Source organism: Microcoleus pseudofavosus SVA1_A4, assembly GCF_036700565.1.
Lineage (GTDB): Bacteria > Cyanobacteriota > Cyanobacteriia > Cyanobacteriales > Microcoleaceae > Microcoleus.
The window spans coordinates 1-24,126 of record NZ_JAUBPE010000064.1 but is presented as its reverse complement, the minus strand read 5'-3'; the positions used below and the strand labels follow the sequence as shown (position 1 = coordinate 24,126).

General features: G+C 47.1%; 18 protein-coding genes and 1 tRNA gene. 6 read left to right on the top strand and 13 right to left on the bottom strand.

Features of this window, described 5'->3' with window-relative positions:
- Window positions 1-1,027 (bottom strand): EAL domain-containing response regulator (locus QUA02_RS23670; RefSeq protein ID WP_333031319.1); only part of this gene is annotated, 1,027 nt, incomplete at its 3' end.
- Between the two features lie 431 nt (window positions 1,028-1,458).
- Between QUA02_RS23670 and QUA02_RS23665 the strand changes: the two genes are divergently transcribed.
- Window positions 1,459-1,974 (top strand): heme-binding protein, encoded by a 516-nt coding sequence (locus tag QUA02_RS23665; RefSeq protein WP_333031317.1) that lies wholly within the window; start codon window positions 1,459-1,461, stop codon window positions 1,972-1,974.
- On the opposite strand, the gene QUA02_RS23660 is transcribed toward QUA02_RS23665, so the two are convergent.
- From QUA02_RS23660 to QUA02_RS23650, 3 genes are all read right to left on the bottom strand, one after another.
- Window positions 1,940-2,377: a secondary thiamine-phosphate synthase enzyme YjbQ gene (locus tag QUA02_RS23660; protein ID WP_333031314.1), complete on the bottom strand. Its 438-nt coding sequence runs from the start codon at window positions 2,375-2,377 to the stop codon at window positions 1,940-1,942. The two genes, QUA02_RS23665 and QUA02_RS23660, sit on opposite strands and share 35 nt — an antisense overlap.
- Before the next feature lie 225 nt (window positions 2,378-2,602).
- Entirely contained in the window at window positions 2,603-3,703 is a 1,101-nt protein-coding gene (locus QUA02_RS23655) for a glycosyl transferase (RefSeq protein ID WP_333031310.1), read from the bottom strand.
- Between the two features lie 180 nt (window positions 3,704-3,883).
- The gene (locus tag QUA02_RS23650; RefSeq protein ID WP_333031307.1) at window positions 3,884-4,897 is read right to left on the bottom strand and encodes a hypothetical protein; all 1,014 of its coding nucleotides are present in this window, start codon (window positions 4,895-4,897) and stop codon (window positions 3,884-3,886) included.
- Window positions 4,898-5,019: 122 nt separating this feature from the next.
- Here QUA02_RS23650 and QUA02_RS23645 point away from each other — a divergent pair, with 122 nt between their 5' ends.
- Entirely contained in the window at window positions 5,020-5,586 is a 567-nt protein-coding gene (locus QUA02_RS23645) for a hypothetical protein (protein ID WP_333031304.1), read from the top strand.
- Window positions 5,587-6,134: 548 nt separating this feature from the next.
- A complete protein-coding gene (locus QUA02_RS23640) occupies window positions 6,135-8,603 on the top strand; it encodes an ATP-dependent Clp protease ATP-binding subunit (protein ID WP_333031301.1) in 2,469 nt (822 codons plus the stop codon).
- A 350-nt stretch (window positions 8,604-8,953) separates the two neighbouring features.
- On the opposite strand, the gene QUA02_RS23635 is transcribed toward QUA02_RS23640, so the two are convergent.
- From QUA02_RS23635 to QUA02_RS23600, 8 genes are all read right to left on the bottom strand, one after another.
- The gene (locus tag QUA02_RS23635; protein WP_333031298.1) at window positions 8,954-13,045 is read right to left on the bottom strand and encodes a hypothetical protein; all 4,092 of its coding nucleotides are present in this window, start codon (window positions 13,043-13,045) and stop codon (window positions 8,954-8,956) included.
- Window positions 13,046-13,227: 182 nt separating this feature from the next.
- Entirely contained in the window at window positions 13,228-13,767 is a 540-nt protein-coding gene (locus tag QUA02_RS23630; protein ID WP_333031295.1) for a peroxiredoxin family protein, read from the bottom strand.
- Window positions 13,768-13,880: 113 nt separating this feature from the next.
- On the bottom strand, window positions 13,881-14,480 hold the full coding sequence (locus tag QUA02_RS23625; RefSeq protein ID WP_333031292.1) for a peroxiredoxin: 600 nt from the start codon (window positions 14,478-14,480) through the stop codon (window positions 13,881-13,883).
- Window positions 14,481-14,606: 126 nt separating this feature from the next.
- Window positions 14,607-14,679, bottom strand: a tRNA-Met gene (locus QUA02_RS23620).
- A gap of 138 nt (window positions 14,680-14,817) precedes the next feature.
- Window positions 14,818-17,286, bottom strand: coding sequence for a peptidoglycan DD-metalloendopeptidase family protein (locus QUA02_RS23615; protein WP_333031288.1), 2,469 nt, complete (start codon window positions 17,284-17,286; stop codon window positions 14,818-14,820).
- Window positions 17,287-17,873: 587 nt separating this feature from the next.
- Complete coding sequence (locus tag QUA02_RS23610; protein ID WP_333031287.1) at window positions 17,874-18,335, bottom strand: tRNA (cytidine(34)-2'-O)-methyltransferase; 462 nt, start codon at window positions 18,333-18,335, stop codon at window positions 17,874-17,876.
- Window positions 18,336-18,574: 239 nt separating this feature from the next.
- Complete coding sequence (gene gshA, locus QUA02_RS23605; protein ID WP_333031285.1) at window positions 18,575-19,726, bottom strand: glutamate--cysteine ligase; 1,152 nt, start codon at window positions 19,724-19,726, stop codon at window positions 18,575-18,577.
- Between the two features lie 9 nt (window positions 19,727-19,735).
- Window positions 19,736-19,978 (bottom strand): hypothetical protein, encoded by a 243-nt coding sequence (locus QUA02_RS23600; RefSeq protein ID WP_333031283.1) that lies wholly within the window; start codon window positions 19,976-19,978, stop codon window positions 19,736-19,738.
- A 285-nt stretch (window positions 19,979-20,263) separates the two neighbouring features.
- Here QUA02_RS23600 and QUA02_RS23595 point away from each other — a divergent pair, with 285 nt between their 5' ends.
- Complete coding sequence (locus QUA02_RS23595; RefSeq protein WP_333031281.1) at window positions 20,264-21,307, top strand: AI-2E family transporter; 1,044 nt, start codon at window positions 20,264-20,266, stop codon at window positions 21,305-21,307.
- A gap of 171 nt (window positions 21,308-21,478) precedes the next feature.
- Here the strand turns inward: QUA02_RS23595 and QUA02_RS23590 are convergent, their stop codons facing one another.
- A complete protein-coding gene (locus tag QUA02_RS23590; protein WP_333031275.1) occupies window positions 21,479-22,273 on the bottom strand; it encodes a cobyrinic acid a,c-diamide synthase in 795 nt (264 codons plus the stop codon).
- Between the two features lie 341 nt (window positions 22,274-22,614).
- Here QUA02_RS23590 and QUA02_RS23585 point away from each other — a divergent pair, with 341 nt between their 5' ends.
- Entirely contained in the window at window positions 22,615-22,929 is a 315-nt protein-coding gene (locus tag QUA02_RS23585) for a Mo-dependent nitrogenase C-terminal domain-containing protein (RefSeq protein ID WP_333031273.1), read from the top strand.
- 236 nt (window positions 22,930-23,165) lie between these two features.
- Window positions 23,166-24,029 carry an Npun_R2479 family HD domain-containing metalloprotein gene (locus QUA02_RS23580; protein ID WP_333031270.1) on the top strand — a complete coding sequence of 288 codons (864 nt, stop codon included), beginning with the start codon at window positions 23,166-23,168 and terminating at the stop codon, window positions 24,027-24,029.
- The last annotated feature ends 97 nt before the right edge of the window (window positions 24,030-24,126 follow it).

Here is a 24,126-nt window from a genome sequence, read left to right as displayed (position 1 = left end):
TCACAATCGCTGCATTTGTGCAACCATCGGTGATGTTGCTGATAAAACAGCGGTCAATTTTTAAAGTATCGAAGGGGGATTGCATTAGATAGCTTAAAGAAGAATACCCAGTTCCGAAATCGTCAATAGATATAGAAAGTCCCAAACTTTTCAATTGTTGCAGAGTAGCGATCGCGCTTTCCGCATCCTCCACCATCAAACTTTCCGTCAGCTCTAATTCCAAACTGCTCGCTTCCAAACCAGTTTCTGCTAAAATTTGGGCAACTCTGCTGCTGAGATCCGGTTGGTGAAATTGGCGCGGCGACAGATTCACCGCTACCCGCAGCGAAAAACCAGCATTTTGCCAAACTTGCATTTGCCTGCAAGCTGTCTGCAAAACCCACTCGCCTAATGGTATAATGAAGCCAGTTTCTTCGGCATCTGGAATAAATTCTGCGGGCGAAATCAGCCCTTTTTCTGGATGCAGCCAGCGCACTAAAGCTTCTGCGCTCATAATTTTACCAGTCTGGACATTGACCTGTGGCTGATAGTAGACTTGGAATTCTTCTCGTTCCAGGGCGCCGCACAAACTTGTTTTTATCTGCTCTAATTTGTGAGCGGCATCTTGGAGTAATGCAAAGCTTTGCGATCGCAAATTATGCTGCTGTTCTGCCCAAGCTTCTTGTTTTTTCAAGCGGCTCGATATCGCGCCCACAAGTTCAGATTTAGTAAAAGGTTTAGTCAGGTAATCATCTGCTCCCAATTCCATACCTTGCCGCATTTCAGAGCGATGGGCTTTACCGGTGAGAAAAACAAAAGGTACTGTAGCAGTAACAGGATTCGATCGCAAGGCCACCAGCACCCCGTACCCGTCAAGTTCCGGCATCATCACGTCGCAAATAATCACGTCGGGAAGATTTGACACCGCCGCAGATAAACCTTGCGCTCCGTTGGATGCACCCGTCACGTCGAAACCTTCCGCTTTGAGGAGTTTGAGAATATTTTCCCGAATTACTTGCTCGTCCTCAATTACCAGAATCTTTTTCATATGTCATTCCCTGAAAGCGATATAATTGGTCGGCGTTGCTGAACGCGATAAGCGTGGCAATAACTGATAACGCACAGCTCGATCGACAAAACAGCCGAATATTTTCCAACAAAAATAGCAGACGCCCCTGAAAAACGCTAATATTTCAAGGACAACTAGATTAATGTTTCTCTGCTTACTTAGTGCCGTCCGTATTATTACGAGGTTTATTAATAAATCTCTAACTAATTCTAGGCGATCGACAGTTAGCAGCGCCCTAAATAACTGCTAAACTGGTTGTGTCGCTCGATCGATCGTTTGCAAACAATCTCAGCCTATTTATACCACTTGCAAAAAAACAATGCAACTGCCAGCAAGTTCCAAAGCTTTGCAGAGTCAGTCTTTCCCCATTTTTTATTGTAAAATCTCAAATCTCAAATCTCAAATCTCAAATGGTATTACCTAGTGGATTCCCTGAGCCCGCACAGATTGGGGTCATAGAAGTTAAGCAATATCCTCAGTACCGCGCTGTCACCTACACCCACGCGGGCGATTTGCGACAAGCGACAGGAATCGCCTTCAATCCTTTATTTCAACACATCAGCAACAACCAAATTGCGATGACAACGCCAGTAGAAGCGCGCTACACGGCAACTTCCGGGCAAATCGATGCGGTTCCTGTCGCAGAAGTTTCCTTCCTCTACCCCGCAGCAAATATCGCCCCCAGCAGCGTTAATTCCGCAGTTGCAGTCACGGATACTTCGCCGATGACGGTTGTGAGCATCGGCGTGGGCGGGGCCTACACTTGGGAAAGCTACGAAAAGAACCTCCAGAAACTCAAAGATTGGCTTCAAGAACATCCTGAATACGAAATAGTCGGGCCGCCGCGCCGCTTTTTTTACAATTCCCCGATGACGCCGGAAGCAACTAAAATCAGCGAGGTACAAATTCCGATCGACTACCGCTGATGTGAACAACTAATTCGCGAATGTAGCCCCGCTGGCGGTGTTCCCAGAGGTAAATTCCCTGCCAAGTTCCTAACAATAATCTGCCGCGGTCGATCGGGATTTGTTCAGAAGTATGAGTCAGCGCAGTGCGAATGTGAGCCGGCATATCGTCTGGGCCTTCCGCATCGTGAATGTAGCGATCGCCCTCCGGTACCAGTTTAGCCAAAAAGTTAGCCAAATCCTTAAGTACATCCGGGTCAGCATTTTCTTGAATCAGCAAGCTAGCAGAAGTGTGGCGCAAAAATAAGCTACAAAGTCCTGTTTTAATACCTGAATTCGCCACCGCATCTTCTATCTTAGGAGTGATTTTGCACAGAGACTTCCCTGTAGTTTGAATCTTGAGTATCTGTTGATAGTGAGTCATTCGATTTTAGATTTTAGATTTTGGATTTTAGATTTTATACCAATTATGAAAATTAGTGCTACATATAAATATAAGCTATCGTCTGTAGGGAAACGGCACTGCCGTGTCCGGCCGGGGCTGTACCAAAAATTTTTAAAATTGGTATTATATTTTAGATGAGACTGATGCAAAACTCTTCAGTCGGCGGAGGCCGACTTTGTTTGTATAGGCGCGAGTTCAATCGCCCTATTCAAAATAGTCTACAACAGCTTGGGCGATCGCCTCCGTACCATTTTTATCCAATTTATCCGACAAACGTGGCGGATGCAGCGGTTGTCGCAAAAACTCCCAATCCCCCTCAAAAAACTCCGCCGCCGTCAAAATTTGATGTTCCGCATAATTTTGAATCCCTTCCAGCAAAACCTGAGCTTCTGCAAAACCTTCTCTCATTATAGAAACAACAGGTATTTCCAAGCGCAAAGCTTCAGAAAAAGTGCTGTATCCCGGTTTAGAAACCAAGCGCCCGCAGACAGGCATAATATCGACCGGACGCGGTAAAATCGGGAAAGATTGTGCAAACTTCTGATTTTTGACATTAATCAAATTCGGCAAATCGGGAGAACCCGCATCAAAAGTAATAAATTGCCAGTCGCTAAATTGCTGTAGATTTTGATAAGGAATTTCCTCTAAACCCAATCCGCCGAAAGTCAGCAATACAGTTTTTTCCAGCGGTGTTTCGATTCCGAATACTTCCCGAATTTTTTCGTTACTGTAGCGAGGATTGCCACCAGTCAAGCCCACATCTTGAATATTTGGAAAAGCTGGCATCGGTTCGTGTAAAGGCAGACGAAAAAGCCGATCGCACATTCCGAAACATTCACCAATCCAATCTGCCATTTCTGCAAATTCCCCGCCCCAATCTCGATAGATAAAATCCCAGCCAAAATTGCTCATCATCCAACAAGGAACCCCAGCCGATGCGGCCATTCGCGTTGCCAAAGGAGGAATATCTGCCAGCACCAAACCCACCCGATTTTGCTTGATAAAATTAACTTCGCCCGCAATTAGCGAATTTTGCTTTTTCCGAATTTCTCGCAATTTTTCCAGCGTCGCGTCTTTATCCATATGCAAACTGTCAGCTTGCACCACACCCACATCAAAAGCGCGGGGACGGTGGATAAAGTCGCCAGTAATATAAGATTCTAGCAGCCAGCGAGGTGCAGTTGTTGTGATAATTAGTAAGATATGCGGGTTTAATTCTTGAATTTTTGCAGCTACGGAGGAAACTCGGACAGCGTGGCCGAATCCGTGATTTGTGATGGCAATATATAATGTTGGTCGAGACATTGATAATAGGGAATAGGGAATAGGGAATAGGGAATGGGAAATTGGGAATCGGGCATCGGCCAAACAGGGAATTGCGAATTGGAGGTAGAGACTCTAAGGCAACAATGCCAAGCTTCAAGGGACGCACAACCAACAATGACACAATTAATAACTAATTGCTATCGAATATGCAAGAACTCATCAATCAGACTTGCTCTGTGACCAAACAGGCAATTGATTAATCTTGTCCAGCGTGATATCTACATACTTTTGACCGTCCGCCGCCAGATTTTCCCCAAAATATCCATCATCGCCGTCGTGCTTGTGAGGGCCGCTCAAAGCTTCTGCATAGCGGCCTTGCAAACGAGCTTGATTGAAAGGAGAAGTCGCGTACCAGTACCAGCGAGTCGGAAAAACTATGCCGCCAATATCCTCAATTGAATCGCGAGTGCCGCGAAAGTGGAAAATGCGATCGGCCTCTGCAAAACCATTTTCTCCCGAAAACACGCCCCCAACCGAAACAACAGTAATTTTAGCATTCAGCCATTCTTTAAGATAGCGAGTAGCACCCAAAGCAACTTGTGCGCCGCCGCTAGTGCCAATTAAAATAACTTTCAAAGGTTTTTGAGGATTAACTGAAATCGGAGATTGAGCATTCATGCGATCGATAATTGCATTAGCAATTCCCTGATTGTATGCAAAGCCGTAGCGATAATCTAGAGAAATTGCAAACCTCCAGAGATTGCGAATTTTGATGAATACATCCCCCGCAATCGGCCCGCTTTTTGCCTGTTCTGCAAACCGCCAAAAAGGAGCTAGCCACCGCTGTCCTCCTAAACTTTTGTTAGAAGCTGAATAAGGAAAAATATCGCCCACTGCTACGCACTGCGGGTGACTTTTAACTAAACGCTTGAGAAAAAATGCTTCTCCTGGTGTTAATTCGTCCCCCGAAAAATCGCCAACTCCCGGTAAAAAGATGATATAACAATTGAGCGGCGAAGACTTGCGGGCTTCTAGATTGCCGTTTTTTGAGGGCAATATTTCCGGCGGACTTTTCTTGAACCCCAAAGTTTCGGCACCTTGACCCAGCCACCATATAACAGTTCCCACCGGCGAAAGAATGCCCCAAATTATCAGGATTACACCTGCGACGATCAGCAAATTTAAACTTCCCCCGCGCAGCCACGCAAGTATCCGCAAAATCAATCTTAGCATTTAAAAAAATCTGGTAGAATGCCAATTAATTACCTAATTACCTAGAAATAGTTCGGTGATTCTGCTGTATTAGAGCTTATTTTGTAAAACTTGTCAACTATCTTGAGGAGCAGGAGTTAAACGTGAAGGGAGAAGATTCAATTGCAGGTTTGGGGGCAACGCTTTGGAACGCCCTTTCTTTGAACGGCAATTTTTACGAAAAAACTCCCTATACTCCCAGAACTAAGCGAATAGCTTTAACGATTGTAATTTTAGCAGCGGTGTCCTGGGTTTTGGGCAGTGCCGTCATCTTGTTAATAAACCGAACTGAGCCATCAGTGTTATTTTTAGCACTCTGGATAGATGGTTTGGCAGTCGCGGGGGGTTATTATTTTTGGACTTTCACTATCTTTAAAATCGGGGAGTGGCTGAAACCGGGGCACGTAACTTATGGGGAGTTGCTGGTTCCGATCGGATTTGCCTACGCCCCGCAAGTGCTGAATTTCTTAACGTTAATTCCTTTGCTGGGAGAAGGAATTGAGCGGATATTAGCTGTGTGGAGTTTGCTAGCTGTAATTGTAGCGGTTCGCCAAGGTTTGGATATTCAAACTCGGTGGGCGGTGTTAATTTGTTTTGTGGGTTGGCCGTTGATTCAAATTGCGATCGGCTTTGTGAAAGTAATTGAACAGTTGTTTTCACAATGGCTTTAAAAAAAGCAAATTGTCATAATTAAATCTGTAGGTGCGCAATGCGCACCTTACCACTACTTGGGGCGGAGCAGACCATTTTTGCGTAATTTCTAAGGAATTTAAACAGGCCGCTAATTTTGCCATTGCGATCCGGAGTGCCCAGAAGTCCCTTAAGCTGTTAAAATAAAATTGCTTTGGGGCGAAATACTTCAGCGCATCGCGTCATTTCAAACAAAAGCATTCCCCGCTAGTCATCTTAAGCTCAATGAAGCACTTTGCTTGCGAATTTAAAAAAATGCTTGACAGGGGCGCCACCGCAAAGTAGAGTGAGGCACAGCAAATAGCAGGATTGTTGACCTTAATTTGCATTGCCATTTGTCGATCGTACTGCGAGACGGCAACTACACCCTTACTATTCGGCTCTCCCCACTGTCCGCCCCCCGTTAGCAGCGATACATTGTTATAGAAGGAAATACACAAAAATTTACATCTATAATTTGTGTAATGTTCCAAATCGCTCCTTACCAGCAGCGATACAGCCCTCGCCAAGACAGTAGGATAGAAAAAATATGTTTGAACGCTTTACAGAACAAGCCATTAAAGCAATCATGCTAGCCCAAGAGGAAGCGCGGCGCCTCGGCCACAATTTTGTAGGCACCGAGCAAATCCTCCTGGGACTCGTCGGCGAAGGCACTGGCATCGCTGCAAAAGTATTACTGGATATGGGCCTCAACTTGAAAGAGGCGCGCAACGAAATCGAAAATATCATCGGCAGAGGTTCCGGGTTCCTCCCGCCGGAAATTCCTTTTACGCCCCGCGTCAAGCGAATTTTTGAGACGGCGCTCAACGAAGCGCGGCAGTTAGGCCACAATTACATCGGCACCGAGCACATCCTGCTGGGGCTGATCCAAGACGATGAAGGGGTGGCGGCGAAGGTGCTGCAAAACTTGGGGATCGATCGCCAGAGAGTCCGCACGCAGGTAATTCGTGCCGTGGGAGAAGTCGCGGCAGTACCCGGAGGCAGGGGGGATAGCGGCGATCGCAAAATCCCGACTTTAGAAGAATTCGGCACCAACCTGACCAAATTAGCGGCCGCCGGCAAACTCGATCCCGTGGTGGGCCGCGAAAATGAAATCGAGCGCGTGATCCAAGTGCTCGGCCGCCGCACCAAGAACAATCCAGTGTTAGTAGGCGAACCGGGAGTCGGCAAAACAGCCCTCGCCGAAGGCCTCGCCCAGCGGATTGTTAACAGAAACGTCCCGGAAATTTTAGAAGACAAACAAGTAATCAGCCTCGATATGGGTTCGCTGATTGCTGGTACAAAATTCCGAGGCGAATTTGAGGAACGGCTGACGAAAATCATGGCCGAAATTCGCGCAGCAGGCAACATCATTCTGGTCATCGATGAAATTCACACCTTAGTCGGTGCAGGCGCGATTCAAGGCAGCATGGACGCCTCCAATATGCTCAAACCGGCTCTTGCCCGAGGCGAATTGCAGTGTGTCGGCGCAACTACCCTGGACGAATATCGCAAGCACATCGAGCGCGACGCTGCCCTTGAACGCCGCTTCCAACCGATCAAAGTCGGCGAACCCAGCGTGGCTGAAACAATAGAAATATTGTACGGTTTGCGATCGGCCTACGAACAGCACCACAGACTGACAATTTCCGATGCAGCCATAGAAGCAGCGGCTACACTGTCAGACAGGTACATTAACGATCGATTTTTGCCCGACAAGGCGATCGACTTAATTGACGAAGCAGGTTCCCGCGTCCACGTTTTGAACTCGCAAACCCCGCCCGAAGTTAAAGAACTCAAAAAACAACTTCCGGCTGTAAGCAAAGAAAAAGATGCTGCTGTGCGCGAACAAGACTTTGATAAAGCTGGCAAATTGCGCGATCGCGAATTAGAAATCGAAGCCGAAATCGCCGCAGCTACTATCAACAAAAGCCAGATCAGAATCTCTCCCATCGTCACCGAAGAAGACATCGCCCACATCGTGGCTAATTGGACGGGAGTACCGGTCAGCAAGCTGACAGAATCCGAATCGGAATTGCTGCTGCACATGGAAGACACGCTGCACCAGCGCTTGATCGGTCAAGAAGAAGCTGTCAGCGCAGTTTCTCGGGCCATCCGCCGCGCGCGGGTAGGGTTGAAAAATCCGAATCGCCCGATCGCCAGTTTTATCTTTTCCGGCCCCACAGGCGTCGGCAAAACGGAACTGACAAAAGCCTTGGCAACATATTTCTTCGGTTCCGAAGAAGCCATGATTCGGTTAGATATGTCCGAATTTATGGAACGCCACACCGTTTCCAAACTCATCGGTTCGCCTCCGGGTTACGTTGGCTACGATGAAGGCGGTCAGCTAACAGAAGCAGTCCGGCGCCGTCCTTACACGGTCATCTTGTTCGATGAAATCGAAAAAGCTCACCCGGATGTCTTCAACATGATGCTGCAAATCTTGGAAGACGGCCGCTTGACCGATGCGAAAGGTCGGACAGTAGACTTTAAGAATACGCTGCTGGTGATGACATCAAACATCGGTTCGCGAGTGATTGAAAAAGGCGGCGGCGGTCTAGGTTTCGAGTTTACTGACAACTTTGCAGATGTTCAATACAACCGCGTTCGCAATTTGGTCAACGAGGAACTGAAACAGTTTTTCCGTCCCGAATTTCTGAACCGCTTGGATGAGATTATCGTCTTCCGCCAGTTGAACAAGGAGGAAGTGAAGCAGATTGGGGACATTCTGTTGCAGCAAGTCTTCAGCCGCTTAACCGAAAAGGGTATTACTTTGTCTGTGACGGAAGGGTTCAAGGAACTGTTAGTTAAAGAAGGCTACAATCCCAGCTACGGTGCTCGACCTTTGCGGCGCGCAATCATGCGGTTGTTGGAAGATGTACTGGCTGAGGAAATGCTGTCTGGGAAGCTGAAAGAAGGCCAAAGCGCGATCGTTGATGTGGATGAAAACGGTCAGGTTAAGGTGTTGCCAGATGGTTCATCTGAGCCGAAATTGCCCGAATTTGCTTTGAGCCATTAATTCCGATCCACAAGCGGCTAAATACAGTTGATTAAAAACCCGGTTTCTTGAAGAAACCGGGTTTTTAATTAGATAATACCACTGATATCAATTCCGGGTTAGATATCCCCCTTATGACTCGGCGGTTGAAACCGCGTCTACACGAACGAAGTCGGCCTACGCCCACTAAGAGATAAAGGGGGTAAGAAACCCGGATTTAATATGATATCAATTCCGGTAACACCGCAATGATATAGAGGACACGGCAGTGCCGTTTCCCTACAATTAATCGCGGTAGGGAAACGGCACTGCCGTGTCCTCCGTTTCTATCATTCCGATGAAGAGAGGATTTGATATTAGAATCGATAAATCTAATCCCAAGATTGCAATTGCACAACCCAATGCTGCACCAAAGCAGAAATGCGATCGCGCCGAGTTTCAAAAGTAGCAGCAATCCAGATAAACGCAATCCCAAAAGCCAAACCGATCGCCCATTTAATCAGCGGGTAATCGAATATCAGAACCACCAACTGATAGAAAACATTGATTAAAAATACAGCCGTTCCCACAAACAAAAACGCCCGAACTCGCAGCGCCAAACCCGCAGCAATCGCCACCAAACTAAAAGATCCCGCAACCAAACCGTTGCTTTGCTGAGTCAACAGAGGTATGCCGCAAATCAGCGCAGTTGCGAGGATTCGGACATTGTGGCGCAGCGGTTTTTGTGCTGGTAATTTGAAAGCGCGATCGAACTGAGCAACGTAAAGGAAAGAAAGCCCTAAAATAGTAAAAAACCACTCCGGCTGAGTCAATCCCATTTGTCCAAACCACCTGAGCAATATCCAGTCAATTATTGCCACACTCACGTAGGTAAAACGGACTTCCTGCCTTTTCCAAGCTAGGAAAACATAGAACGCAGCAGCTATCAGCAAGCTAATCGGATAAAACTTAGCCGGACTTTCCAAAATAGCAACTATTGGAATCAGCGAAGCAATTACCTGCCAAGGTTTTTTCGACCAACCCCAGTTATCCCAAGGCAAAATGTAAATGAAATAGGCAAATAGAGAAGCGAGGGCAACTTTCCAAGGCCCCAACGGCCCGGAAATATACTTGACTAAAGGCGTGTTAATCCAATAAAGCCGGATGCCAAAGGCTTCTAGCCAGCCCAAGTAAATCCAAATATCGGCCCATTGGCGATCGACATTATTTCGCCCTTGCAAGAAAGCGTATTGAACTAATAAAGCACCAGTGACTAATCCTAAACTTAAGCCGGATTTAATATCATGGGCAGAAGCCCAAATCAGCAGCCAACTGCTCAAAACCCAGTGCAGGTGAGTAAATATTTTTATTTCTGCATTGGTTAAACGCAAATAATTGCTCAGCCAAGGAGATAAAATGCGATAGATATAGGTTAAAGTTGTGCCGAGAGTTGCCAGGACAATTAAGCCGTCGCCCAAAGTTCCTCCCGGTGTTTGAAAAAATTGATAGAGTACCGATTCGTAAGCAGCAACCGACACGCCAATTAATCCCAAATAAACCAGAGGTTTGAATTTTTGCTCGCGCCTGCCAATGCCGATCGCAATTAAAGACGCGCCTAAAGAAATTAAACCCGTTCCATTCGTAAATGTGTGCGATCGCAAAATCAAACCCAACAGCCCGTAAACCAAGGGTATAACATGAACGCTAGGTAAAATTGTGCGATCCTCTTCGAGGGCTTCGCTAACGGGGTTGCGCCGCCGCCACACATCACCCAATAATTGCGCGGACAATCCGAGCGCAATATTAGCAACTGCCAGATTTATCGTATTGCGTTCTACCAAACTCAAACCGACTGCTGTCAGCAACTCCAAACTCCAAGCCAAGGCATAAATTGCACCGGGTGAAATTTGTCGGTAACTGCGGTAAACAACAGCAGCAATTATCCCCAAAGTCGCCGAAAATACTTTAACAGATGACTGCAAATCAAAGCTAGTGTCTGTGTATAAGCTAAAGGAATAAACAGTGATAATTGTCAACAGCAAGCCTGCCAGTAAGATTGCCCAACCATCGAAAGCTCGATCGTAAATTTCAGCTAATTGAGCGCCCGAAGGTACGCGCACCCCGTAGCGAATCATCAGATAGCGAAGCAACCACAGACACAAAAGTGCGATCGCCCCAGCAATTGCCCAATCCCAACCCGACACAAAACCTAATTCGTAGATTGCAGCCGCTGCGAAACTCAAGTTAAATCCGACGGTAATTGCTGCTGCTGGCATTTCTACCAAATAGTAAGTATTGACTAACATCAACACCGCTGCAAAACCCAAGCCAATTAACCGATATCCCGGAAAATCAAAAATCAGAAATTGTGCGAATATTAGGGCGATCGCACTAAAGCTACTGGCAACTTGTCTGCGAGACAATTCGGTATATTTAGCAACAGCAGTCAAAGCCAAAGGTGTCGCCAGCCAGAGCAAACTCCACAGAGGGCGATCGGTAATAGGTGAAAGATTGCTTTGCAGCAGAATAAAGCTGAATCCTGCTAATACTAAGCCGATATACCAAGAACTTTGGAACCATGCAGGATGCCAGCGGAAAAACGCCGAATTTTCTCTAGCATTTGCTGCTTTCATCCAGACAAAAAATCCCCATTCAGCCGCCATGAAAATTAATAAAATTGCAGCCCAAATATTGGGTGTCTGGTTCGGTAAAAATAAGTCAATTGCCGAACCGATCGCGCATAAACCGATAATGTGAGTCAGGGAAACCAAAAATGCCGGATTGCGCTTTCGATCGACAGCAGAATCAGGCATCGAAACTCGCCGGGAATTATCGGGAATTAGGTATTTCCAAGCGATCCAACCTAAAGTTAAAGTAGAAGCTACTAAATTGAGCGATAGCCAAAAGGGATTTACTAAACTAACAACAGTTAAAACACTCCCCAAACCGAGAGCAAGGTTTTCACCAAAACGGGCAAGTTTAAACTTTCGCTTGCGGTAGAGCCACTGCGCCGCACTTACCGTTAAAATTAAATAAGGCAACAGCAGAACACCCCAAAAAGCCCGAGGAGTTTCCTGAGAGTTGGTAAGGTGAGTTAAAAATGCCACAAATTGTGTTTTAATCCCTACAGGAAACACTCGCCAAAACAGCCAAATACTCTGAAGTCCCACGGCGAAAAGCATTAGCAAATCAAACTCTTGCCAAAACCGCACTAAGCGATTAGAGAAAAACCACACAGCCAATCCGCTAAGTGCGATCGCCTGTAGCGGAATTTCGCGAAAACAAACCAGCCACCCCAAACCCAACAAAGCCCCTCCTGCTAATTGCCAATTAAAAAAGTTGCTGGGATTTGGCTGGTCGGATATATTGTTTTTAAGAGTCGCAGATGCGAGGGGTTGCTGCCAATCCAGCCATGCTAAAAGCACGCCGCAAATTCCCAAAGCTAAACCCATTTGGGCGATATCTATACCCTTGACAAAAATCGCCCGACCGAGTAAAATCCCTAAAGAATAAGCTACTAAAGCCGCTTTTTTGTAAGTCAGAAAATCTCGGCTGGAACTGAAAGAAGTGGCTATAGTTTCAGTGTTTTCCCCGGGCGTGATAGATTGCAACCGTTGTTGCTGAACTTGATAAACTGTAGCAGCGGCAGTTCCCACCGTACCCAAATAAACCGCAGCCAGGGAGAAGCCTGCAACTGCCCAACCCCACTGCAAATAACTCAATCCCAAATGATTTAGGGCGATCGAGCAAGTTACATTTTTTCCCGATAAGCTTTGATACTGAGATTGGATAATCCCGCTAGTTATCCAAGTCAAAAAAAGTGCCGCTGCGATTGCTAGCGCCCAATTCCAAGGATACCGCCACAATCCAAAAGTATCCATCGCCCAAAAATTTATCGGCACTAATAACAGCGTCACTTCTTGCAAAGTTTGAGCAGTCAAGTGCAAATTAGACTGTTTTTTTGCCCAACTGCTTATCGCCCAAAAAGTTAAAGTATAAGCTAACAAAACTCCATATTGTCCGGCAGCCGGAAATCTTTCCCACTGACTGGCAGCTAAGACTCCCGACGAGATAACTACCATGAACACTCCTAAAAATAACAGCCACACGACGCTAATTTCGGCTATTAGCGAGTGCAAAATTTGACTGATAAAATTCGGGGTTTGAGCAGTTTCTGCGCGCCTCGCAACGTTTTTTGTGGTGCTGGGTAATGCTTTTTGTGTTGATAAGGCAGGTACTTTTTGTTCGGGAATAGGAGCGATCGCCCGTTGGCGAAGCCCTCGAAGACGATCGTCAATTTCAGAAAGACTTACAGCGGGATCGGGAAGCGGGCAGACTAAATACTGCCGGCACAATTGCTCAACCTCAGCGGGCGAAAGCAAACCCAGCCGCATCCACTCATCTAAACCTGTCAGTAACTCAGGATGCGAGGCTAAGACGCTGAATTCAATTTTGCTCGCGAATCGACCTTTAGGAGACGACATCGGCTTAAACTGGTACGAGGTACAATCCAGCTATAGCCTAGATTACCTTGGAGCGAACATCCAAGTATTCCGCCATGAAAATTGGCACAATAAGTATTTCTCGCAAAACTAAAAATTAACCGCCTACATCTGCGTGTATCTGCGGTTAAAAACTCTAATTAGGACACAGCATTGCCCTGTTCTTACTTATCGAAAGATTTCAGCAAAGTTTCTATACTAGCATTATGGTCTATGAAAGAAAACAAATGTTTGAAGAGGAGTTTTCCCTCTGCATCCAAAACAAACTGAGCCGGCAAAGGAGCACCCAAAGCTTGACCGACTTGATAAGCCTGAAAAACCTGACAGCCCGGATCGGAAAGCAGAGGCATTTTCAAGCCTAAATCTCTGACCACAATTTGGCTTTGGCGATCGTCGGTACTGGCAACCATCAATAATTCTATATTGCGATCGGCAAACTGTTCCCAGTTTTCATTCAAAGCTTTAATGTGAGGAAAACAGAAAGGGCAATATTGCTTTTCAGTAAAAATCCGCGTAAAAGCCAGAATTACCGGCTTATCGCCCCGATAATTCGACAGCCGCACCAATTTGCCATTATTAATATCCGGCAATTCAAAATCTGGCGTCATCTGTCCCAGCTTCAGAACATTAGTCGCGGGAACAGGCAATAAATTTTGGAAAAACCGCTGATTTAACAAGCCGCTAAAATCAGTAGAAGTCAGCATATTTCCTAATTTGGTAATTGGTGATTGCTAATTGGTAATTGAAAATCCGGTTAAACGGATGCCCTGCGGGCAGGGACACGGGAGTGCCGTGTCCCTACAAATATACAATGTGCTTAAACCGCAGCAAAGAATACTTTAGACTTAACCGGATCGGGAGTCATAGTCTTGTCACCGGGCTGCCAGCCGGCCGGACAAACTTCATCGGGGTGAGACTGGACGTGTTGGATAGCTTGCAGAGTACGGAGAGTTTCGTCCACGTTGCGGCCGAAAGCAAGATTGTTGATAGTAGAGTGTTGGATGATGCCTTCTTTGTCGATGATAAACAGACCTCTGAGGGCAATACCTGCTTCTGGGTCGAGGACGTTGTAGTCCGCACTAATTGTTTTTTTGAGGTCAGCAACTAACGGATAGTTGAGGTCGCCAACACCGCCGGATTTGCGGTCTGACTGTATCCAAGCGAGGTGAGAGAATTCGCTGTCAACGGATACGCCGAGGATTTCGGTATCGATTTTCTTGAAGTCCTCGAAGCGATCGCTAAATGCTGTAATCTCAGTCGGGCACACAAAGGTGAAGTCCAAGGGGTAGAAGAACAAGACTACATACTTTTTGCCTTTATAGTCTGACAGTTTAACAGTCTTGAATTCCTGATCCACTACGGCTGTTGCTGCGAAATCGGGTGCAGCTTGACCAACCCGGAGGCATTCACTCGTCATAGATTTTGTTTCCTTTCTTACGAACTGTTACAAATATATCATACTCATAACGACTACAAGTATCTCCTCTAGAAATCAAAAAAACACGCTTTCAAAATTGAAAGCGTGTTTTTTTATATTAAATTATGGCTCAGGCGGGATTTGAACCTGCGACCTTGGGCTTATGAGTCCCCTGCGCTAACCACTGCGCCACTGAGCCGAACCTACTTCACGATTTACTATCGTAGCACGGTAGGGCGAGCTAGGTCTTCTTTTAAAACAACAGAATTGATAATAACTTCCAGTAAAAGTTATGAGTTTTGGTTATCATTCAAAACCCATAACTTCCGACCAGTCGTTACCGAGAAGCGCTGGAGGCATCGTCGGGCAGAAAAGCCATTGGATTGACAGCACCCTGTCCGGCGGGATGGACTTCAAAGTGTAAGTGCGGCCCGGTACTAAAGCCGGTGCTGCCCATTTCTGAAATCTGTTCGCCTTGAGCGACCTTCTGACCTTTTTGCACCAAAATTCGGCTGTTGTGGCCGTAGAGCGTTTCAGAGCCGTCTGCATGGGTAATTTCCACCAGATAGCCGTAGCCGCCGTCGTTCCACTCTGCATAGGTAACCACCCCGTCAGATGCTGCCACAATTGGCGTGCCGATCGGTCCTGCAATATCAATTCCCTTGTGCATCCGTCCCCAGCGCCAGCCGTAGCCAGAAGTGAGAACGCCCTTAGACGGCCAAATAAACCCGTTAGCCGACTGTTGTTTGCTGCCGTTAGGCAGATAAGTATCAGCGCCCGAAAGCGGAGGCAGTTCTGGAGAAACCATGCGTCCCAAAGACGGGTTGCTCAGGGGGTCGTAACCCTCTGCTCCCAAAGGAGCAGTTGCCACCACCGGCTGCTCGTGAGTAGAGGTAGAGGTCGGCGTCAGGTTAATCGGTTGCAGTTCCGCTGCGCGAGCGGGGTCAAAACGCTCTTGCTGCTGCTTCTGAACCTGCTCGGACCAAGCTCTCGAAGGCGGCCTGCTGATTTCATTCTGCACCGCCCCAGCATAGTCGGGGGTGTAGAGATAGGGATTGAGACTTGGGAGATCCTCAGACGGGTTGCCCGAGGCGACAGTCGCCTCCTGCCCCTCAGTTGGAGCCACGGACACCGCATTTGCCCCGATCGAATTGCGCTGGGCGCGATATTCTTCTCGCAGCCTGACAACTTCTGCCCTCAATCGTTCGGCATAAGGGTTGAGACCCTGCGCGGTGGGGATAGCCTCGGGATTCGACTCAGGTAAAGCGGTAGTTGGAGTGGCATTTAAACCCTGAGAGCTAGCATTTGGCAGGAAGCTGACCGGCTGCGGGTATTCTTCCGTAGCGATGGCGGTAGCAGTTGCACTTGCTGGCACGGGCAGAGCACTGGTGTCAACTGCACCTGTAAATGTTGGTTCGCCTTGAAGATCCAGCTTCCCGGTGTCGCTAATGGTTTGAGAAACTTGAGTTAGCGAAATGCTGTTAATTTTGGGAACCATCGGCGCTGAAATATTGTTCAGACCTTCCAAGTTCGCCAGGGGAGAGACAACCGGCACTGTTGGCGCGGGTGCTGCAACGCCAGCACCGGCTATTTCCGGGGTAGACGAGCTGGGGTTCAAAGATGCGGGAACCGAAGCCGCCGACCAGACAGATGTAGAGTTCGAGGCAGAATAAGAGGCTGCCGCCTGCACCGCTGGATTATTTAACCCAACTTGGGGAATTTTCAGCCGTTGATTGACATTCAGCAAGTTGGGGTTGCCGAGCTTGTTGACGGAGATTAGCTCTTTGGACGATACGCCGTGACCTTTGGCGATCGCATCTACCGTATCTCCAGGACGCACGCTGTAGAGCACCTGGGCCGGCGCGGCGGTACTGCCCGCAGGGGGGACTACCACAGCCTGCGGCAAACTCGGTGTTGCCAGAGACTGTTCAATTGACTCGAAGGCTCGATCGGGCGATGCCGCTTGACCGACGGCATTGGGAATTACAGGTGTGGCCCAAAGGTCGGGAATGGCTGTCTGAGTGGCAGAGCCGGATGCCAGCGTCGGTAATGACTCCGGCCTCGATGCAGCAGGTGTAGATGAATTTGCTGCCCCCTCAGACCCCAAAAATGCCCGATCGGATGCTGTGGTGCGGTTTTCCTGTTTTTTCAAACTGTCGATCGCCCCGTCTGCGTTCGGGATGTCGATCGAACTTTGTTCCGGTACCGGAGTAGCCAGCCCAGGGGCTGCGGTTGATGGCTGCCCAGACAGGGTTGCACTATCCAACGGCTCGGAGCCAGTCAGATTTAACTTTTGTTCGGGATTGACCGTGGCAGTATTGCCAGCGTTCTGTTGTGGCGCGGCTCCCGGAGCCTGCGGAATTGTGAGCTCTTGACCAACTTGGAGTACGGTATCGGGTTTGATGCCGTTGGCAATTGCTAGTGCCGTCGGTTCAACTTCATAGTCCCGAGACAGCTCCCAAAGAGTTTGTCCCTGCTGAACCTTAACCCCCACCTCAGAAGGTGATCCGGCCTGTTCGGCTGGCGAACCGTCAACTTGTGCGGAGGTAGCGGGCCCGTTGGCCGACACGGGCTGTACTTCAGCGGTGGATTCTGCTGTCGGTGCGAGTTCAGACGCGCGAGCGCTGTCTCCGTTTCTCGGCAGCAGGATGCCAGAAGCACCTACCGATATTGCCAGCCCGATCGTGGCGAGAGAGCGAACTCTGCCATTGCTGGTGTTTGTCTGTTTGGACGGTTCTGCTGAACCGTCTCTGTCGATTTCACTAGCCTGAACAGGCTTGATTTTTTGGGGATATGTTCGTTTCAAAAAAACGACCTCCTACTGAGAAGCGCTAACTGTCCTTGGAAACACTCAAGGGGAGTGCATGACGCTGAATTTAAATCAACAAGCAAAAATATTCTGATTGTTGAGAGTCATCATGCTTAGGCAAGATTACCTTGCTTTTTAAATTTAGACAAGCTCAAACCGTCACAAATTTTTAATTTCTCGGTCAAACCTGCTGCAATTACACCCCAAAAGCCTTACACCGCAATAGCTGGAACGAATACATCAAATATGCGTTCCCGCACAGGCTAAGACTCTCACCTATTGTTCGACTCTACGCTAATTTCCGGAATACCTACAACCGTATATTTACTAGATATAGCGTTCAGACCCAAGCAGGCGATCCCGTCATGCCCTAAATCGCTGAAATTCTCTGTTTTTATGGCTGAATCATCTTGCGAGTAATTTGGTGTTGCTGATAACAATCTGTTTTTGGATGAATAAAATATATTAATCGCGACTATCTAGATTCTCACCGCTTTGATACAAATTTCTTATATTTAAATGAAGATTTGGCAACCCCCAGCAGCTATTAAATATCTATATGTATATGTTGTGTTGATAATGATTTATCCCAGCTCGCCCAACTGTCGTTTAGCCTCAAATAAACCTACAGCGGCGCTGACTGAGAGGTTCAAACTTCTGACTCCAGGCTGGCTCATGGGAATAAAAACTGTGGCGTCGCAGGCATCTAAGACGAATTTGGGAATTCCCACAGTTTCCGAGCCAAACATCAGCCAGTCGCTGGGCTGAAATTGGAATTGCGCGTAACTGCATCGCCCGCCAGTGCTGAATCCGATCGCTCGCCCTCCTCGTTGCTGCCGACAAGCCTGAAAAGCAGCTAAGTCTTCGTGGCAGTGGAGATTGACATAGGGCCAGTAATCTAAGCCGGCCCGTTTCAGGTAGCGATCGCTAATTTCAAACCCCAGCGGGCCAACTAAATGCAGTTCCGTGCCTGTGGCAGCGCAAGTGCGGGCAATATTGCCAGTATTTGGGGGGATTTGCGGGTGAATCAAGACAAGTTGGGGCATGAAGCTCATTTAAAGCGAAAAATACAGCTATTGAGAAAGTAGAAATCTACCCAAAGGTAGATACAAGTTATAGTTTTTATTTATAACCTTTCTCGCGTTCCATTGATTAAATATTCTGATTTGTTTTTCGGCGTCGCTGCTCAACTTTTTCGGTGGAAATTCGGGCTATTTGTATTGTTGGCTGAGTACGCATAGCCCGGGGGCTACTGAAAGCCCCCGTGACGATCGCGGCGGGTACTTCACGCAACTAACTGGGCGCACAAGTTGTCTTCGAGCTCCCATTCCTGGTGAGCCATGCCATCAATTCCTTGGAGAATAATACTGCGGGTGTCCAAACCGCCCTCATGCAGCTTCAACCACTGCTGGGCTGTGTTGCCTTCCCGGAGAATCTTTTTCAGAGGCGAGAGAAAGCAGCTAAAGCCGCGTTTTTTGGCGAAAGGCCAGACTTCTCGGTAAATTTCTTCAATCCAATCTCGTGCCAGAATCGTTCTGCCGTCTTGCCAGTGAATCAGTTCCGCGTCCAAACTTTGCCGGGATGCAGCAATTTCGTTGGCATCGGTGAGGGCCACTAAGTCTTTGTTACGGGTAGCCGCTGGCAACGTGCTGAGTTCCAAGGGGTCTAAGCTGGGGTCTTCCATCATCTGCCAAATGCGAGCTTCTAGCAAGGCAGTGATGGCTAACAAAGCCAGAGGATTGACTTCGAGGTCGCAAATTCTCAGTTCGAGGCGGTTGAGACAGTAGGGGCGGCGATCGCCATTTGGGCGCACGGCAGACCACAAATGGCGGACGTTTTGCATGGTGCCGAGTTCTAGCTGTTCTTCAGTCCACTGGATGTAATGTCTGTGACTTTCAAACAGCGGGACGATGGCGGGAGTTTTGGGAAACAAACCCCACCGAGTGGAATGATAGCCCGTGACTTCGCCGTCGAGGAAGGGGGAAGAGGCGCTCAAGGCAAGGTAGAGGGGTGCTTCGACGCGGGCGAGGCGGATAGCGCGCATCAGCATTTCTGGTTGGGAGATGCCGATGTTGATGTGAATGCTGGCGGTGACGACTTTGGTGCCGTAGGTTTGCTCGATGTAGGTGTGGTAGGGGTTGTTGGGATCTGATCTGTAAAATCGATCGTTCCCTCCGAGAGACAGGGTACTTCCCGGCAGCAAGGTATAGTCGCCCAATTGTTTGAGATACTCGCGCAGCCGGACTCGCGGCTTGACTAAGGCGCACAGCAGGCGATCGTAGCTGCACAGCGGGGCGGTCGTGTACTCCACATTGCGGCTATCAGGCTCCCGCACAAATCCCTCTAGATCGGCGACTATGCGATCGGAGAGACCGACCACATCACCTTGTGGCGTGCCGGTATACATTTCTACTTCAAAGCCTTTCGATAGCAGCACGTTTGTTCCTCAGCTAAGTTGAGTGCTAGTTTCTAGTATCCCAAAAATTGACCTGTTCATACTATCTTCCAAGAGGCAGAGTTGAAATTTTTCGCGAATGGCACTGAAACCGGGTTTTTCGGGGCCAGCTTTGTTTGAGCGTTCTGTTACTTGCGGCCCCGACAGCAGCGGCAAATGCACCGCACCGCAAAGAGTTTCCGAGGCGGTTTTAGAGTCAGAAAGGCTGTTTGTTCGATCGCGGGCGTGTTTCATTCGGCATTCATGACGATCGCACTTATGGCGAAGAGAACCCACCCTGCCTCAGACAGAACTTAGAAAGCACTGCCTGCTGCCTGCTGCCTTTCTTTCTTCTAGCTTCTTCATTCTCCCCTCTTCCTTCTTCCTTCTTCCTTCTTGCCTCTTCCTTCTTCCTTCTTCCTTTTTCCCTCTAAATATGTTTTCTGCCTTGAGGGGGATAGCCGCAGATATATCTTGGGTGCGATTCTAAAAGAGGACTCTGCAATATTTTTTAGCTATTATTAACCCCTGGAAATCCCTGTGAAAGAGCAAGAAAAAACCCCTCCCAATTTTTGGAATATGGTAAGCAATTTAGCCTTAGTTCGGTTTTTGCTTTTATTTGCTTCAGGTTGGGCTGGACTGCAACTTTTAGCTTACTTTGAAACTGCCGTCGCGGTTTTCACGATTGCTGCACTCGTGGCTTTTTTGCTCAACTATCCGGTGCGAACTCTCCAGCGATTTTTACCGCGAAGTGTAGCTGTCGCCTTCGTTGTCTTGCTCACCATTTTAGTGTTTGGTGGTCTCACCGTCACCCTAGGGGTCACTCTTTTATCTCAAGGACAGCAATTAATTGACAGCATGACTGAATTTGTGAATGCTCTGGCACCTCTGTCGGAGCGCATCGAAGCCTTCCTGCGGGCGAGAAACCTGCAAGTTAACCTGCGAGTTATTGAGGAACAACTGCGAAATCAAGCTTTGGCTGGAGTTGTTTCGAGTATTGCTTTTTTACAAGTATTTTTAACCAACTTATTGAATTTAATATTAATTATGGTGGTGGCTTCTTTCATGTTACTTGATGGAGAGAGGCTGTGGCAGTTGGTTCTCAAATTTATACCCCGACATTTGCACAGGCGTTTAAGTGTAACAATAGAGCGAAACTTTTTAGGATTTTTTCAGGCACAAATTCTGTTAATGTTATTTTTGACAACAGCAAGCTTTTTAATTTTCCTACTGTTAGATGTGAAATTTCCTTTAATTTTAGCATTTATTATCGGATTGTTTGATTTAGTTCCGGGGATTGGAGCGACGCTGGGGATTAGCTTAGTTTGTTTTATTGTATTGTCTCAAAGTGTATGGCTATCTTTAAAAGTATTGGCAGCTTGCATTGTTTTGCAGCAAATTCAAGACAACTTTATTCATCCGAGACTGATGCAAAATTCCCTTAACCTCAATCCGGTAGTGATATTTTTTGCACTGTTAGTCGGAGCAAGATCGGCAGGACTTTTAGGTATATTTCTGGCGATTCCCCTAGCGGGAGTGATAGTTAGCTGGTTTGAAATTGAAGAAATGCAAGCGGAAGGTTAATTGATACAGCCCTCCTATTTTATATCAAATCCGGGTGAAAAATCCGATTTTAAGCTCGCGACTATAAGTCCAATGACTTGAAAAATCTCCTTTGCGTAACGCGAAACTAAAAGTAAAGAGAAAAAAGCAACGTAGGGTGCAGCGCTGGCGATCGCACCTTACTGCGTAAAGTCAATGAATAAATTGCAAGTCAGTAGGAAATCTTTCTTCTTCTGGTTCTGGATCGTAAATGTAATCGCAGTCAAAGCGCAGAGATTGAGCGTGGACAATGATGGAAAATCCGCAGTGAGTAACCATTTCTGTAGTAAAAGTTGCCATGACTAACTCAATGAGCTTTCTGTAAGAGATGTTAGGCAGTTGAACGTAATAGGCGCGTCTGGCAAAAAAGATTCTCTCATCTTTCGGTACAATTATGCCATTAATTCGGTGTGCGTGTTGAATCGGCTTGATATAGGTTTCAATAAACTGCGACTGATTTTTTTGCAGTCTCGCTAATCTTTCGTGTTGCAACCAGCTCATTTGAAACACTATTTTAATAAATTCAAAACCCAAAATATAGTTAAAAACATTATTGCGTTCTTCTGTACTCAAGACGAAGCGGAGTGCAGATTCTAAATATTGGTCAGTTTTCCGGCACGCTTGTTGAGCTGAGTGGATATAAAATTGTTTGATGTAGCTTCTTAAATCTGATTCGTTTAATTCTTTTTTGACTCGAAATCTGATTAAATACTCTTTGACTCGGTGTAGAGTATCTACATCTTCAAACATTTTTGAGACTAAGCCGTCTGCTGTATAGTCATCTAAAAAGTCTGCTTGCAAATCGGGAGTAGATGCGCACAATATGTAGCAGAGGGACAAGACGTAGCGCCGCTGGTTCCAAGGCAAGCTTTGGGCCCAATCTTTAACTTCTACAGGGAGTTTTTCCAGCACGGTATCGGTGGGGGGGGCGTTGAGAAAGGTCGGCATATTTATGTTTTTGTGCAATCATTACCTGAAACCTTATATTAGTAAATTGACCGGGTAATATATCGCAGGTAAGTAGGAGGATAAAGTAGATGTGGCGAGTGGGAAGTTATATTTATTTTTTTGATATATCTTAATATACATGGCGTAGCGGGACTAGGGCGTGATCTGTCTCACACTTTTGCGGACTTGTAATCACAACTGTTAGCTTTCCATATCACATTTTGTGACCGCGAGTGTCACGCGAGAAACTTATTCATGTCACTGGGGTAACGGCGGGTTTGGTTGATGATTAAGAAGAGTGATTCATAACTTTTTGTTAGTAATAATTACTGAGGTCAATCATGGACTCGACTACAAGTATTTTTCCTAAAAATCGGTGCCAATACTTAAGTTTTGGCGATCGCCTCGTCCAACCAGTGCGACAGTGGCTCGATCGCATTGCAGTGGGAGATCCGCAAGTAGCTCGGTGGTTGTGCCAACTTATACCCGCACAGTGTCCTTTTGAGAGAGATATCCAGCTATTGGGACACCATCTTTTCCACATACCGCCTATGTGCAAGCTGAATCCTGTGTATGAGGAATTAGTGGGGTTGCGTTTTCGATCGCTCTCGTTTTTGGCTGACGTATGCGGGGAAGATGTAACGCCGTACTGTTGATTGAGGGGTCTCATACCTCGATCGCCCATTGATATCAATTATTTACCGGGTGCATCGCTCTGCTAGTTGCGAGATCGCTAATTTAAGTCATAATCGTTGATAATATCACTGGATGCCACTAAATAGGAACGGGCATCCATCGTCGCGGTTAAGCCAAAAATAACATCAAACGGTAACATAAAAAACAATTTTTATAAAAATAATTTAACAAGCTACTTTGGCTCAGGGAAGTGAATATGTTTAACGCAACTGAACTGCTGATTAACGCTTTTGTAAATCGGCTGATTGAAGGCTACCGCCACACCTACGGCGGGTTCAAATCTGACTATGGCGAGATTATTGCTTGGGTAGCGAGTATGGCTTTGGAAAATATTGCTAATAGCGATGCTCTTTACCACAATGTGGAACACACTATTTTAGTGACATTGGTGGGACAGGAGATTCTGCGCGGCAAGCACATCCGCGAGGGTGGTGTTTTATGTGAACATTGGCTGCATTTCCACATTGCTTTGCTGTGTCACGATATCGGGTATGTGAAGGGGGTTTGTCGGCAAGATCGAAGTGATTTGCGACTGTATGCAACGGGGATAGAGGATTTGCAAGTGAAGCTACCTCCGGGGGCGACGGATGCGAGTTTGACGCGTTATCATGTCGATCGGGCAAAAATGTTTATTGACGAGCGTTTTGGCAGTCACAAACTGATTGATGCTGAGCTGGTTAAGCGTAATATTGAGCTGACTCGTTTCCCGGTTCCTGCAGATGAAGATTATCAAGATACTGCGAATTATCCGGGTTTAGTTCGCGCTGCTGATTTAATTGGTCAGTTGAGCGATCCGCGATATTTGCAAAAGGTTGCTGCGCTGTTTTACGAGTTTGAGGAGACTGGTCAAAATCAGGTTTTGGGGTATCGCACTCCTGGGGATTTGCGGGAGGGGTATCCTAAGTTTTATTGGAATGTGGTTTATCGGTATGTCAAGGATGCGATCGGCTATTTGGAACTGACGCAGCACGGGAAACAAGTTGTTGCTAATCTGAACGCGAATGTGTTCCGGGTGGAGCATTCTGAAGTGGGATTGGAGGAGATGGCTGTAGTTCGTTAGGGTTGGGGTGGATTTGGGGCGATGTAAGGATTCAGGTCAAAAAAACTTCAGTGGCGGCATCTGGTAAAATAAACGAATGAAAAAGCCCGCAGCCACC